12 protein-coding genes are annotated in these 14,130 nt (G+C 59.7%); 1 reads left to right on the top strand and 11 read right to left on the bottom strand.

The window, feature by feature from the left end; all coding sequences use genetic code 11:
* Positions 1-25: 25 nt before the first annotated feature.
* From DXH95_RS12810 to DXH95_RS12765, 10 genes are all read right to left on the bottom strand, one after another.
* A complete protein-coding gene (locus DXH95_RS12810; protein ID WP_239016643.1) occupies positions 26-1,471 on the bottom strand; it encodes a S41 family peptidase in 1,446 nt (481 codons plus the stop codon).
* 98 nt (positions 1,472-1,569) lie between these two features.
* A complete protein-coding gene (gene pheT, locus DXH95_RS12805) occupies positions 1,570-3,939 on the bottom strand; it encodes a phenylalanine--tRNA ligase subunit beta (RefSeq protein ID WP_115549906.1) in 2,370 nt (789 codons plus the stop codon).
* Complete coding sequence (gene pheS, locus DXH95_RS12800) at positions 3,936-5,033, bottom strand: phenylalanine--tRNA ligase subunit alpha (RefSeq protein WP_115550182.1); 1,098 nt, start codon at positions 5,031-5,033, stop codon at positions 3,936-3,938. Before pheS ends, pheT begins: the two co-directional genes overlap by 4 nt.
* Positions 5,034-5,136: 103 nt before the next feature.
* The gene (locus DXH95_RS12795) at positions 5,137-5,457 is read right to left on the bottom strand and encodes a GIY-YIG nuclease family protein (protein ID WP_115549905.1); all 321 of its coding nucleotides are present in this window, start codon (positions 5,455-5,457) and stop codon (positions 5,137-5,139) included.
* Between the two features lie 205 nt (positions 5,458-5,662).
* The gene (rplT, locus tag DXH95_RS12790; protein WP_115549904.1) at positions 5,663-6,028 is read right to left on the bottom strand and encodes a 50S ribosomal protein L20; all 366 of its coding nucleotides are present in this window, start codon (positions 6,026-6,028) and stop codon (positions 5,663-5,665) included.
* Between the two features lie 13 nt (positions 6,029-6,041).
* A complete protein-coding gene (gene rpmI, locus DXH95_RS12785; RefSeq protein ID WP_115550181.1) occupies positions 6,042-6,245 on the bottom strand; it encodes a 50S ribosomal protein L35 in 204 nt (67 codons plus the stop codon).
* Positions 6,246-6,468: 223 nt separating this feature from the next.
* Positions 6,469-7,371, bottom strand: a complete 903-nt coding sequence (locus DXH95_RS12780; protein WP_115549903.1) for a helix-turn-helix domain-containing protein — start codon at positions 7,369-7,371, stop codon at positions 6,469-6,471.
* Between the two features lie 60 nt (positions 7,372-7,431).
* Positions 7,432-8,310 (bottom strand): helix-turn-helix domain-containing protein, encoded by an 879-nt coding sequence (locus tag DXH95_RS12775; RefSeq protein WP_115549902.1) that lies wholly within the window; start codon positions 8,308-8,310, stop codon positions 7,432-7,434.
* On the bottom strand, positions 8,298-9,080 hold the full coding sequence (locus DXH95_RS12770) for an inositol monophosphatase family protein (RefSeq protein WP_115550180.1): 783 nt from the start codon (positions 9,078-9,080) through the stop codon (positions 8,298-8,300). The genes DXH95_RS12775 and DXH95_RS12770 overlap by 13 nt, the downstream gene beginning before the upstream one ends.
* Before the next feature lie 75 nt (positions 9,081-9,155).
* Positions 9,156-10,091, bottom strand: a complete 936-nt coding sequence (locus tag DXH95_RS12765) for a ribose-phosphate pyrophosphokinase (RefSeq protein ID WP_115549901.1) — start codon at positions 10,089-10,091, stop codon at positions 9,156-9,158.
* Positions 10,092-10,203: 112 nt separating this feature from the next.
* Between DXH95_RS12765 and DXH95_RS12760 the strand changes: the two genes are divergently transcribed.
* On the top strand, positions 10,204-11,859 hold the full coding sequence (locus tag DXH95_RS12760; RefSeq protein WP_115549900.1) for an NAD+ synthase: 1,656 nt from the start codon (positions 10,204-10,206) through the stop codon (positions 11,857-11,859).
* Between the two features lie 99 nt (positions 11,860-11,958).
* Here the strand turns inward: DXH95_RS12760 and sppA are convergent, their stop codons facing one another.
* A complete protein-coding gene (gene sppA, locus DXH95_RS12755; protein ID WP_115549899.1) occupies positions 11,959-13,842 on the bottom strand; it encodes a signal peptide peptidase SppA in 1,884 nt (627 codons plus the stop codon).
* Between the last annotated feature and the right edge of the window lie 288 nt (positions 13,843-14,130).

Raw genomic sequence — 14,130 nt, 5'->3', positions numbered from 1 at the left:
CCGGCCTTTTTTGTTGTTGGAACGGTCAGAACAATCCCGGCACTTCACGCTGCGCCACATTGGGGGCCTTGGGAAGCGGCAGCACGCGCCTTTCGGTCCTCTGGCTATCGGCCTGTTGCTGTTGTCCAGCAATCACCGGGGTGCACGAACGACCGGCAATGAAATCGAGCGCCGAGCGCAGCGATGCCTCCTGCGGGTCACCAAGCGGGCGGGCAATATCATCGGGCGCCGCGCAGGTGGTGCGCATCGTGTCGGCGAGCCCGGCAAAGTAGCCCGCCTGACCGGCCGAGTTTTCGGTCGCAAATGCGACAACACGGATCCGGTCGTCACAAGCGGACTGGTCCACGGCAATCTGCCCGACCGGTTTGCCGTAAGTGTTGCTGCCGATCAGCGCCGCGTTGACACCCAGATAGGGAACGAAGCTGTTCATCACCAGCTCGCTTGCGGATGCAGTTGCATTGGTGGTGATGAAGGCGACTTTGACAGGCGCTATTGATTGCGGCTGCGGTGCAAAGCGGCGGGTATCGTTATTCGACGCCTTCGACGCCCGGAACCGGGTCAGCGAAAAGACATCGCTCGTGCTGCGGTTTGCACCCATCAGGTCACCCATCAACTCAGCGGTCGATACCAGCCCGCCACCATTATATCGGAAATCGATCACGATGTTGGTGATGCCTTGTGCACGGAAATCGGCGAAGGCGGTGCGCAACTGGTTATCGGCGGTCGTGATGAAGGTCCGCATATTGATATAGCCGACCTTTCGCCCGCCATCGTCGATCACTTTCACACCATAGCGTGAGGACAACGGATCGATATTGTAGTCAGCCTTGGCGATAGTGACGTTGCGCGTTCCACCCGCATTTGTGATGCGCAGCACGCGCGTCGTCCCGACCGTGTTGGGCCCAAGAGCATTGCTGACGCCCGCCGACCCTTGCGCCGCAATTATGTCGCTGACCGGAACGAGATTGCTGTCCGACGTTCCGATCGCGAGTATTTCCGTGCCGCGATCAATCCCGGCGGTCAGCGCCGGGGCATTTTCAAAGGTTTCGATTACAAACAACCGATTACCTTGAAAGGCAAAGCGCACGCCAAAACCGGCGGTCGCGCCTGACGAGAAGAACGCATTCTCCTGAGCAATCGAGGTGATGTATGTAAAGAACCGATCCCGTCCCTGCGAACGGGCAGTCGCGGTCAGCGCATCAATATAGGCGTCCACTGTATTATAAGGCGAAGGATCGAGCGATGCCGGCAGCGTTTCCGGAAACAGATACCATTCGTTGAGAACCGAAAAGGCGAAATCCTGACGTCCGCGCAGGCTGCATGCCGTTGGCGGTGGCGGTGGGGTCGGGGTCGTGCTGGTTGGCGGTACAATGACCGTGCCGCCGCCCGAACCGCTCCCGCCGCCTCCGCCACAGGCCGTGGCACCGGCGGCCAGAATGATCACCAGATTTTTAAGCGACTTTTTCCGCACGAACGCGAACTCCCTGTAAAGACGGGATGGCCAAAGCCATCTATCTATCCTTAACAGCATGAGAGCAGGCAGACAGGCAAGTAACAACTTGCCGGGTGTCAGCCGCGCAGCGCCGCACCCTGTTTGGAAGCAGCTGCAACGACCCGGTCACTGATCGCCTTCAACTCCTCGTCGGTGTAGCTTTTATCGCTGGGCTGGAGCGCAACCTCGATAGCGAGGCTGACCTGGCCTTCAGGTACGCCCTGCCCCGCGAAGCGGTCGAACAGGCGGACGGCGACGATGTTGTCCTTGTCGCAACCACGGATGGCGCGAACGAGGTCACCCGCTGCCAATGTATCGGGAACGAGGAAGGCAAAGTCTCGGGTCACCGCCTGCAACGCCGGAGGTGTGAAGGCCGGGCGCATGAAGCCCGTCCCCTTCTTCGCCGGGATTGCGTCCAGGAAGATCTCGGCGGCGATGACGGTACCGTCGAGGTCAAATGCCTTGGCAGTAGCCGGATGCAATGTGCCAAAGGCCGCAAGGATATTTTTAGGGCCCATGCGCAATGTGGCAGATTGGCCGGGGTGATAATGATCCTCCGCCTCACCCATCACCATCAGGCCATCGGTGGCAACGCCAGCCGCCGCCAACAGTGCCAGCGCTTCTGCCTTGGCGTCATAGGCATCAAACTTCGCAGCCTTGCCCGTTGCCCAACCGCGCGGCGTCTTTTCACCCGCCAGCACAATTCCAGCCGTCAGCCGCTCACTGTCGGCCAGATAGCGGCGTCCGATTTCGAACAGCCGCACCGAAGAGGCACCGCGATCCATATTGCGCTGCGCCGCGGAAAGCAGACCGGGGAGCAGCGAGGGACGCATGACCTTCATGTCTTCCGAAATCGGATTGTCGAGGCTCCAGATGCCACCGCCAAAGGCGTCGGCTTCCTTTTGCGGCAGGAACGACCAGTTGATCGCTTCGTTCAATCCGCGCGCAGCTGCTGCTCGGCGCACCTTGCGTTCGAGGCTTTGCTGCGGAGTTGCCGTCGGCTTGGCGACGCCATCGGCGCGGGGCAGCGGGGTCGACACCACATTGTCGAGGCCGACGATACGCACAACTTCTTCGACAATGTCGGCCCAGCCATCGACGTCGCGGCGCCATGTCGGAACGGTTACCGCCCAGTCGGCTGCAACTTCGAATCCGAGCGATTCCAAAATCGCCCTTTGGCGGTCCGCAGGCACATTTATGCCGCCCAGCGCCGCACAACGCGCGGGATCATAGGCAATTGTCTTACGTTCCAAAGGCGGTTGTCCGGCGCGAATGACTTCGCTGGGCACGCCGCCACAGGTCTGGACGATCAGATCGGTGAGCAGCGCAAGGCCATCTTCGAGGAAAGCGGGATCAACACCCCGCTCAAACCTGCTGCGCGCGTCAGAAGTCAGCGCCAACGCCTGTCCGGTCTTGGCAATGCGTTCTGGCGTGAAGTAGGCGATTTCGAGCAACACGTCGGTGGTATCATCCGAACAGCCCGAATGTTCGCCACCCATGATACCAGCTATGTCATGCACGCCGCTTTCGTCAGCAATCACCGTCATTTCGGAGGTGAGCGTGTATTCCTTGCCATTCAGCGCAGTCACCATCTCGCCGTCTTTCGCACGGCGGGCCACAACCGCACCGTTCAATTGCGCCAGATCATAAGCGTGCGCCGGGCGTCCGCAGGCGAGCATCAGATAGTTGGTGCAATCGACCAGCGCCGAAATCGGGCGCTGCCCGGCAGCTTTCAGTCGAGCCTGCATCCAGTCGGGCGATGGCCCATTTTTGACGCCGCGAATGACGCGTCCGTAAAAGGCGGGGCAACCTTCTGGATCGTCGGTACGGATCTCGGTCGGGCAAGGATAGCTACCCTTTATCGTCGGCACTTCGACCGGCTTGAACGTGCCAAGGCCAGCCGCTGCCAAATCGCGTGCGATGCCCATCACGCCCATACAATCCTGCCGGTTGGGGGTGATGGCGACGTCGATCACAGGATCATTGGCGTCCGCATATTCGGCGAAGGCCATGCCGATAGGCGCATCGGCGGGAAGCTCGATGATGCCATCATGATCGTCGCCCAGTTCGAGTTCGGCGACCGAGCACATCATGCCGTTCGATTCGACGCCGCGGATGGCGGTTTTCTTCAGCACCATGCCATTGGCAGGCACGGTCGCGCCCTCAACGCCGAACACGCCGACCAGCCCAGCGCGGGCATTGGGCGCTCCGCACACGACCTGCAGCGGATTGCCGTCGCCGGAATCGACGGTCAGCACCTGCAGCTTATCTGCTTGCGGATGGGGGACTGCGGTCAGCACCTTTGCAACGCAGAAGCCCGCAAGTTTATCGGCCGGGTTTTCGATGCCTTCAACCTCAAGCCCGATACGGTTGAGGCAATCGGCCACCTGCTCGATGGTCGCATCGGTTTCGAGATAATATTTGAGCCAGGAGAGCGAGAATTTCATGCGCCTACTCCTCCGCTGAGCGTGGGCACATCAAGCGCGTTGAACCCGTAATGCTGCAGCCAGCGATTGTCGCCGTCGAAGAAGGCGCGCAAATCGTCCATGCCATATTTGAGCATTGCCAGACGGTCGACGCCGGTGCCGAAGGCAAAGCCCTGCCACACATCGGGGTCGAGCCCGCAGGCTTCGATCACTTTGCGGTGGACCATGCCGCTGCCGAGCACCTCCATCCAGCCTTCACTGCCGCCAATCACGCGTTTGCCTTTGACCACCGAATAGCCGACATCGACCTCGACCGAAGGTTCGGTGAAGGGGAAATAGCTGGGGCGCAGGCGCAGCACGACATCGTCGCGCTCGAAAAACGCCTTGAGGAAGGTTTCGAGCGTCCATTTGAGGTGGCCGAGATGGATACCCTTGTCGATCACCAGACCTTCGATCTGGTGGAACATCGGCGTATGCGTCGCGTCGCTATCCGAACGATAGACGCGGCCAGGCGCGATGATGCGGATCGGCGGTTCTTGGCTTGTCATCGTGCGGATCTGCACTGGCGAAGTGTGCGTACGCAGCAACATTTTCTTTCCATCGCCGTTTTCGTCCTTTTGGGCCATCTGGTCGGGGAAATAGAAGGTATCGTGCATCGCGCGGGCGGGATGCGTGTCGGGAATGTTGAGCGCGCTGAAATTGTGCCAGTCGTCCTCGATTTCCGGACCCTCGGCGACAGCGAAGCCCATATCGGCGAAGATTTCGGCGAGCTCGTCCATGACCTGCGAAACTGGGTGAACCGTGCCGCGCGGGCTTTCGGGCGCTGGCAGCGTCATATCGAGCCGCTCGGTCGCCAGACGCTGATTGAGGATCGCGGATTCGAGAGCGGCCTTTTTGGCAGCAATGCCGCTGGTCACAGCTTCGCGCAGCCCATTAATCACAGGCCCTTGCACTTGCCGTTCTTCTGGCGACATCTGCCCCAGCGTTTTGAGCAAGGCGGATACGCTGCCCTGCTTGCCGAGCGCGTCGATGCGGACGGCTTCAAGCGCGTCGGGCGTGTCTGCCGCGTCGATGGCGGCTAACAAGCTGGATTTCAATACTTCAATATCACTCATCTTCGTCATTCCCGCGAAGGCGGGAATCCAACTCCCGCTACCTAAATTTACACCACCGGAGTTGCTCACCCGCCTTCGCGGGGGTGACGACCAATGGGAAGAGCTATTTTGTTGTCCATAATGGTCGGAAGCCCATTTCGATGGCCAAATCCCTCCAGTCAGGATTGTCCTTTTCGATCAGGTTTATCCGCCATTGCCGATTCCAGTTCTTGATCCGCTTTTCCCTTAGTATCGCCGTTTCCATCGTTCCATGTTGTTCATACCAAACCAGCAGTTTCGCGCCCACCCGCTTGCTGTGCCCTTCGAACATTTCCTCCCGATGCTGCAGGATGCGATTCATCAAATCAGAGGTTACTCCAGTGTAAAGCGCCCCCTGCTTTCTATTCGTCATAATGTAAACAGTTGGCTGAAAGTTCTCGTGCATCGATCCCCCCGCTCGTCATTCCCGTGAAGGCGGGAATCCATCACCCGCCGCTTGAATTTATCCTTCCGGTGATGGCCCCCCGCCTGCGCGGGGGTGACGAGTGATTGAAGAGTCGAAGGTTGTCGACATCCCGAACCCGCATAAGCAAATGGGCGCGAACGGCAAGTGCCGCCCACGCCCATTTGCGCATGTTTCGAAGTGTCGCTTATGCTGCTTTCGGCAGCGCTGCCTTCGCCTGCGCAACTATGGCGCTAAACACTGCCGACTCGTTCATGGCAAGATCGGCAAGCGTCTTGCGGTCGAGTTCGACGCCAGCCAGCTTCAGGCCGTGCATGAACACGCCATAGGTCAAGCCTTCGGCGCGGACAGCGGCGTTGATGCGCTGGATCCAGAGAGCGCGGAAATTGCGCTTGTTAACCTTGCGGTCGCGATACGCATATTGGCCGGCCTTTTCGACAGCCTGACGGGCGATGCGGATAGTATTTTTACGACGGCCATAAAAGCCTTTTGCCTGCTCCAAGATGTTCTTGTGCTTGGCGCGGGTGGTTACACCCCTTTTGACGCGTGCCATGGTTCAGCGCTCCTTATTTCAAGCCGTACGGCGCCCATTGGCGAATATGACCCGCATCCGAATCGCTAAGCACGTCGGTGCCGCGGTTCTGGCGGATATATTTGCCGCTGTGGCTGATCAGGCGGTGGCGCTTGCCGGCTACGCCGTGCTTTACCTTGCCTGTGGCAGTGAGCTTGAAGCGCTTTTTGACGCCGCTCTTGGTCTTCAACTTGGGCATTTTGGTCTCCTTTGTTTGCATGGAGGCGGTACCGGCCCACGCCCCCACCCGGCCACCCATGACGATACCCTGTTTGGGTGGCCGGGTGGGGGCGTGGGCTGGTGCCGCACCTCTCCAAGAGAGTCCGTATCGAGCAAACATGGCAGCCCTTTTAGCCAGCCCGCTCATTCGGAAGGCGCGCGCCTAGCGGGATTCGTGCGGAAATGCAAGCGCGAAGGCCGATTCAATGCCCGTTACTTGCCCCAGGCTTTTGCAACGCCTGCAACGGATCGCCAAGCGCCGCCATCCTGGCCTTGGACGCCGCGCCGATAATTGGATGCGCATGGGCACGATATTCGCGCGGACTCATTTTGAAAAACTGGCGGAAATCGCGGTTAAAATGCGCTTGGTCGTAATAGTTCGCATCGAGCGCGTCGGACCAGTTACTCTCCGGATCGCGCATGATCACCGCTAAAGTCCGCACAAAGCGCTGCCGCCGCAGCAGCAATTTGGGCGAAAAGCCGAATATGCGCAGAGAGAAGCGCTGCAACTGGGCTATGGAGAGTTGCAACCGCCCCGCCCACTGGGCGACCGAGGCGATTTCGGGATCCATCAGCGCCACATGTGCCGCGCGCACCCGCTGTTCGGTGGCAGCATCGATCAGCGGACGGTTATCCAATGCGTCGAGCAATATGGCATCGAAACGAGCCGCCATTTCGTCAAGATTTTGCGACGACACCGCTGCCTGCATCATGTCGGCAAAAGCTACAGGCGTCTTGACCAGCGAGGCATCATCGAGCCGATCTGCCCACAGATCAGCGGGTTCGTCGATAAACATGCTCCAACCGGTTGGCAGGAAGCCTATACTCGCAATCCGTGCATGCCGCGCAGCAAAAGGCCCCGCAAGGCTGGTCGGCCCGACAAAATGCGCTGGCGGAATGTCGCGCAGATTTTGCCCGACTAACCCGCCCAGCGTGTCGCCGCTATAGCGAAAACGAACACTCGCCCATTCAGGGTTCATCCAGTCGCGCACGGGCTCGCCATCGAGACTGTCAATCGCAGTGAAATAATAGACCGACAGATAAGGCTGCAAACGCGGATGCGGGGCGATAAATCGCGTATGGCTGAGGCCATCTGCCCCGGTCATTCTACCATCCCCTGCATGTAAGCTTTCATTGCTGCAGGATTTTCCTGCGTCAAGCAGGGACTAACCCGTAGGGCCCTGCAATATTTGCAGCGGCTGGCCTAACGCCTCGGCCCGCGCTCTTAATGCCGCCTTGCTGATCGGACGGGGCATATCGAGAAAGGCCCTTGGCGACATGCCCATGAAATCACGAAAATCCCGACTGAAATGTGCCTGATCGTGATAACTCGCGTCGAGCACCTTGACCCATTTCAGCGCTGGATCGAAAATCCGCGGCGCCAATGAGCGCAAGAACCTTTGGCGGCGCAAAAGTCTTTTGGGTGGGAATCCAAAGACGCGGCGGCATAACCGTTCGACATACTGACTGTTCAAACCGACTCTGTCCGCAAGTTGCGAAACATCGGTGATTTCTGGATCGGCCAGCGCCCCATGTACCCGCTCTATTTCTGCTTCCCTGTCCTCTGCTGGGCCGAGTGCTGCCAGTAAATGCCGGTCGAAGACGTCAGCAATATCGCGATGATTTTGCAGATCTTGGATGTCTGCCCATATTGCGCCGAACAGGGCAAATGTCGGTTCGGTTTCGACATCGAATACAGCATCAGCGTAGAGATGCGCGCTTTCGCCTACGAATCGGCTCCAACCCAAAGGCAGAATGCCGATACCTGCCATGCGCGCAAACGAGCAGCGCACGTGACAGGCTCGCCCAGTAGGCCCGGTCATGGATGCCCGCGGCACCGGCGCCACTGGATCAGGAACCAAACTTGCCGGGATCATCCCTTCGAGCATGAAGCGTGCGCTCGCCCATTCAGGATAGAGCAGGTCATCAAGTTCGATGCCCCCCGGCGTCGCGATCTCGACGAAATAATAGCTGCTGAAATAGCGCCTGAGTTCAGGCGCGGGCAGAATGAATCGATAATCGCCGACCGAACTTAGTGATTGCACGCCAGCGCCTCGACAACATCTTCCATCCGCGCCGGATCGCCCAGCGCGATGACATGGCCTTCGGAACCCGCGTGCAACATCTCGCCATTCCAGTCGCACATCATTCCGCCCGCGCCTTCAACGACCGGCACCAGCGCGGCAAAGTCGTGTAATTTGAGGCCGGACTCGACAACGATGTCGATGTGGCCCGAAGCGAGCAGCGCGTAATTGTAGCAGTCGCCGCCAAACAGCATCCGCTTGTGCGCGGTCTGCGCGGCGAGTGCCATGAAATGGTCGCCATCATGCTGGCTGAAATATTGCGGGCCGCTTGTGGCCAGCGAGGCTGCCGCCAATTCACGGCAGGCGCGGGTCGAAACCGGTTTGCCGTTCAATGTCGTCCCCTGACCTGTCACACCGATCCAGCGTTCACGATTGACGCACTGGTCAATCAGGCCGAGTACGGGCCAGCCATCTTCGAGCAGTGCGATCAGCGTGCCGAAAATCGGGCGACCGGCCATGAAGCTTATGGTACCGTCGATCGGATCGATCACCCAAGTGCGCCCCGAGGTGCCTGTCTTCTCGCCATATTCTTCGCCAACAATCGCATCGGTTGGGCATTCCACATCGAGGATCGCGCGGATGGCAGCCTCAGCCGCACGGTCAGCCTCTGTAACCGGCGTAGAGTCTGCTTTGGCTTCATGGTCAAAGCTGGCTCGGAAAAACGGGCGTATCACGCCCCCGGCCACATCGGCGAGCCGCCCCGCCAATTCAATCTCCCTTGCCCCAATCATGTAAATTTCCCTGCCCTGCTTTTCGGCAAAGCGCAACATGGCTTTACATATCAGGATGTTGGTGTGGCAGAAGCCTTAGTCGAACAGGCTCGATACGCTGCTCTCATCGGCGATGCGCTTGATCGCTTCGCCCAGCAGCGGCGCGATCGGCAGCTGGCGGATTTTTGCGCTGTCGCGCGCAGCGTCGGAGGCGATGATCGAGTCGGTGATCACCAGTTTGCGCAAGCTCGACGCATTGACGCGGTTCACAGCCTCGCCCGACAGCACGCCGTGGGTGATATAGGCGACAACGTCAGAGGCCCCTGCCGCCTTGAGTGCATCGGCGGCATTGCACAACGTGCCCGCGCTGTCGGCGATATCGTCTATCAGGATGCAAAAACGGTCTTTCACATCGCCGATGATATTCATCACCTCGGAAACACCCGCTTTCTCGCGGCGTTTGTCGACGATGGCGAGCGGCGCATCGTTGATGCGCTTGGACAGCCCGCGCGCGCGGACCACACCGCCCACGTCAGGCGAAACAACGGTAATCGGTTTGTCGCCATGGCGGTCGAGAATGTCAGTGCTCATAACCGGCCCAGCAAATAGATTGTCGGTCGGGATATCGAAGAAGCCCTGAATCTGGCCGGCGTGCAAATCGACCGTCAGCACGCGGTCGGCACCTGCTTCGGTGATCAGATTGGCAACCAGCTTGGCGGAAATCGGGGTGCGTGGGCCGGGTTTACGGTCTTGCCGGGCATAGCCGAAATAGGGGAGTACCGCAGTGATGCGCTTGGCCGATGCACGCCGCAGCGCGTCGATCATGATCAGCAGTTCCATCAGATTGTCATTCGCCGGATGGCTGGTCGACTGGATGACGAACATATCCTCGCCGCGGACATTTTCGTGGATCTCGACGAAAATCTCATTGTCGGCAAAGCGGCGGACGCTGGCATCGGTCAGCGGCAGGCCAAGATATTCGGCGATACCCTTTGCGAGCGGAAGGTTCGAATTGCCTGTCATCAATTTCATGCGCGCCACCCCTTCATCGCCGCATTGGAGAATCGTGACGACGCCCTAGCGAAGGCCACCGACGCTGACAATCGCCTTGCCCGCACCGGTTGTGGACAATAGGAAGAAAGGCATGACCGATACCCTGACAATCGCCATGGCCCAGCTGAACCAGCGTGTGGGTGACCTCAAAGGAAATGCCGATGCGATGCTCGAATGGCGGGAAAAGGCCGGGACCGTTGACCTGGTGCTGTTTCCGGAACAGCAACTCATCGGTTATCCAGCCGAAGACCTTGTCCTGAAACCCGCTTTTCAGAAGGCGGCTGCGCAGGAGCTGGAGCGGCTTGCGGCGGCGACCGCAGATGGCGGCCCGGCGATGCTGGTGGGATCGATACTGAAGGAGGCGGATGGTCTCTACAATATTGTTGCGTTGCTCGACGGCGGCAAGGTTGCGGCTGTACGCAAGAAGCACGAGCTGCCTAACTATGGCACTTTCGATGAGAAACGCATTTTCGCGCAGGGGCCTCTGCCGGAACCGGTAGAGTTCCGCGGGGCCAAGCTGGGTCTGCCGATCTGCGAAGATGGCTGGTTGCCCACGGTTTGCTCGCACCTCAAGGCACAAGGCGTCGAACTGCTGATTTCGGTGAACGGTAGCCCCTATGAAATCGACAAGGACGACCGGCGGCTTGAACAGGTGTTTGCCGCGCGCGTCGCCGAAACCGGCCTGCCGCTGATATTTCTAAACCGCATTGGCGGGCAGGATGAGCTGGTGTTCGACGGATGCTCTTTCGTGCTCAACGCCAATGGTGCTGCCGCGCACCACCTGCCCGATTGGGAGGAGCATTTGCGGATTACCCGCTGGCACAAGCAGGCCGATGGATGGGTCTGCGAAGGCGGCGAACTGGCCGAATGGGAAGACCATCCCGCGGATATCTATTCGGCAATGGTGCTAGCGCTGCGTGAATATGTAGATCGCAACCGCTTCCCCGGCGTGGTGCTGGGACTTTCAGGCGGGATCGACAGCGCAATCTGCGCCGCGATTGCGGCGGATGCGCTAGGGCCGGACCGCGTATGGTGTGTGATGCTGCCCAGCCGCTTTACAGGCCAGCTCAGTCTCGACCTTGCCAAAGAATGTGCGGAAATGATCGGGTGTCGCCTCGATACCATCCCGATCAATCCGGCGGTCATGGCGTTTGACGAGATGCTCGCGGGCAGCTTTGCCGACAAAGAAGTCGACATCACCGAAGAAAATGTCCAGTCGCGTATCCGCGGCGTCACTTTGATGGCATTGTCGAACAAATTTGGTCACATGCTGCTGACCACTGGCAACAAGAGCGAGATGAGCGTTGGCTATGCGACCATTTATGGCGACATGGCGGGCGGTTATAACCCGCTCAAAGATGCCTACAAAATGACGGTGTTTGCCATCTCGCGCTGGCGCAACAAGCACAAGCCGCGCATTGGGCTTGGTCCCGACGGACCGGTGATGCCAGAAGCAATCATCACCCGCCCGCCCAGCGCCGAATTGCGCCCCGACCAGAAGGACAGTGACAGCCTGCCCGACTATCCGGTGCTCGACGATATATTGCTCGGGCTGGTCGAACAGGAACTGTCGGTCGATGAAGTCACCGCGCGTGGCCACCCTCGCGAAGTTGTCGAGCGGATCGAGCGATTGTTGTACATCGCCGAATATAAGCGCCGCCAGGCCCCTCCCGGCGTCAAGCTTGGCAGCCGCAATTTCGGCCGTGACCGGCGCTATCCGATTACCAATGCATTCCGGAGTGGGTGAGGCTTTACCGTCGCCCCAGCGCAGGCTGGGGCCGCTGGCGGTTTGCGCAGACAAAGCAGTATAAACATTAGGCGGCCCCGGCCTTCGCCGGGGCGACGCTTAGCTTATGCTCCGGATAAGCATTGCGAACCAGCCGTCGTCATGACCGACCTCAGGCCGTGCAGGCACCCCCGCAACCGCCCCGCATTCCAGACAACGCACCTGCGCGCCCTGAATGCCAGATAGCAAGCGCATGTCAGCGGCAATCCGGTCAAACAGCAATTGCTGCTCGAACGCCGCACGGCCGAAAAGATCGGTCGGCACGTGCGCCTGTGCCGGCTCGGGCATCAGCCCGCCGAGCAAGGTGCTGGCAAAATCGGGCATGGGTTCGATGTAAAGCGGGTGCCAGTCGCCTTTCTCCAATTTGGCCAGCCGCGCCGCTTCTGCCAAAGCATCGTCCAGGTCGCCCAGCCGGTCAACCAGTCCCAATTGTAGTGCAGTACCGCCCGCCCAAACGCGGCCCTGGCCAATGGCATCGACTTGCTCGACCGTCTTTTTGCGCGACGCCGCTACGCGGGTCAGGAAATCGCGATAGCCTTTTTCGACCGTCGATTGCGCCAGCCGGTCGAATTCAGGACTGATGCCGCCGAGCACATCGGGTTCGCCCGATAGCGGGGTGGTGCGCACGCCATCGGTGGTCACGCCCCATTTGGCGAGCGCTTCCTTACCCGAAGGCAGCACGCCAAAAATACCGATGGAGCCAGTGATGGTCGATGGCTCGGTAAAGATCGTATCGGCGGGCATCGAAATCCAGTAACCGCCGCTCGCGGCCAGATTGGCCATCGAGACGACGACAGGGATTTTGCGCTTCTTGGCTTCAGCCAATGCCAGCCGGATTTTCTCCGACGCGGTCACCGATCCGCCAGGGGAATCGACCCGTACGACCAGCGCCTTGATCTCAACATTTTTGAGCGCGTCGTAGATCAATTCGGATACACTATCCCCCGCCGCCACGCCCGGGCCACCTTCACCGTCGATGATTTCACCGGCGACGGTGATGACCCCAACGGGCGAACCATCGCGCGATGGACTGTGCGCGGCCAGCAAGGCTGCCGGGCGGGTTTCGGCAAAAGTGCCAATTTTCTCCTCGCGCCCTTCACCTACCTTGGCCGCGACATATTTGCCGAACGCGATGCGATCGCCCAGCTTGTCGACCAACCCGTTTGTCAGCGACAACTGCGCCAAATCGCCCTTTGCTGCCTCGACAGCTGTTGGTGCATCAGCAAGTAGAGCATCGAGTTTAGCCTTGGGGCGCGCTTTGGCGACATCGTTGCGCCATTGCTCCCACACCTCGTCATACAGCGCCTTCATCGCGACTTCGGCCTCGGGCGACTGGTCGGTGCGCATATACGGCTCGACCGCGCTTTTGAAGGTACCCACGCGGTAGATATGCGCCTTGATACCGAGCTGGTCGAACAGGCCCTTATAATAAGTCCGCGAGCCGCCCGGCCCGGTCGGCAGCACGCCGCCCAGCGGATCGACCCAGATTTCACTGGCATGCGCCGCCAGTTGATAGCCATCGTCGCTATAAGCGGTGGCAAAGGCGTAGACCGGCTTGCCTGCCTTGCGGACGGCGTCAATCCGTTCGCCTACTGCCGCGAGGCTCGTCTGCCCGCCGCCCATGAAGCGATCGAGATCGAGCACCACCGCCTTGATGCGATCATCCTTTACCGCCAGTTCGAGCGCACGGGAAATGTCGCGCTGCCGATATTCGCGCATCGGCGCACGCTGCGACATTAAGGCGGCAACCGGATCGATGGCAGCGGGTTGTTCGGAAACAAATCCGTCTAGCTCAATCAACAAAGCCCCGTCGCGCACAGCACCCGGATTGGGCCCGGCGCTCAACAGCGCATAGAGCATGCCGAAAAAAACCAGCAGGAACAGCAGCACCAGCCCGTCCTTGATGCCAACCAGAAACCGCCAGACGCCCCTCATAAATGTCATGCTCGATCCTCGACTTTCTAGTGCCAATGTAGGGCGCCGCCGCCAGCTTACCAGACGGATTCGACGAACTTGCTATTCGGATAAGCGAAAAGGGCCGCTCCGGGAGGGAGCGACCCTTTCCTTACATGGGTCAGCAGCCGGACGTGCCGCTGCCGGGAGTGGTATTCATGCTGAAATCAGCAGCCGATCCCCCGAACGGAAATGTCCGACCTCGTAACTGAACCATGAGACATCGGATCACCTCCTTTCGATTGTTGAAAACTGTTCGCGTCATGCATCTGCTTGCCC

The sequence above is a fragment of the Sphingorhabdus pulchriflava genome, assembly GCF_003367235.1.
Lineage (GTDB): Bacteria > Pseudomonadota > Alphaproteobacteria > Sphingomonadales > Sphingomonadaceae > Sphingorhabdus_B > Sphingorhabdus_B pulchriflava.
This window is presented reverse-complemented; position numbering and strand designations above follow the sequence as displayed.

What these genes read in the sequence shown, in the direction of transcription:
- rplT (WP_115549904.1), bottom strand. Translation starts at nt 6,028, where the DNA reads ATGGCACGCGTCAAAAGGGGTGTAACCACCCGCGCCAAGCACAAGAAC.
- DXH95_RS12780 (WP_115549903.1), bottom strand. Translation starts at nt 7,371, where the DNA reads ATGACCGGGGCAGATGGCCTCAGCCATACGCGATTTATCGCCCCGCAT.
- sppA (WP_115549899.1), bottom strand. Translation starts at nt 13,842, where the DNA reads ATGACATTTATGAGGGGCGTCTGGCGGTTTCTGGTTGGCATCAAGGAC.
- DXH95_RS12770 (WP_115550180.1), bottom strand. Translation starts at nt 9,080, where the DNA reads ATGATTGGGGCAAGGGAGATTGAATTGGCGGGGCGGCTCGCCGATGTG.
- DXH95_RS12760 (WP_115549900.1), top strand. Translation starts at nt 10,204, where the DNA reads ATGACCGATACCCTGACAATCGCCATGGCCCAGCTGAACCAGCGTGTG.
- DXH95_RS12795 (WP_115549905.1), bottom strand. Translation starts at nt 5,457, where the DNA reads ATGCACGAGAACTTTCAGCCAACTGTTTACATTATGACGAATAGAAAG.
- pheS (WP_115550182.1), bottom strand. Translation starts at nt 5,033, where the DNA reads ATGAGTGATATTGAAGTATTGAAATCCAGCTTGTTAGCCGCCATCGAC.
- DXH95_RS12765 (WP_115549901.1), bottom strand. Translation starts at nt 10,091, where the DNA reads ATGAAATTGATGACAGGCAATTCGAACCTTCCGCTCGCAAAGGGTATC.
- pheT (WP_115549906.1), bottom strand. Translation starts at nt 3,939, where the DNA reads ATGAAATTCTCGCTCTCCTGGCTCAAATATTATCTCGAAACCGATGCG.
- rpmI (WP_115550181.1), bottom strand. Translation starts at nt 6,245, where the DNA reads ATGCCCAAGTTGAAGACCAAGAGCGGCGTCAAAAAGCGCTTCAAGCTC.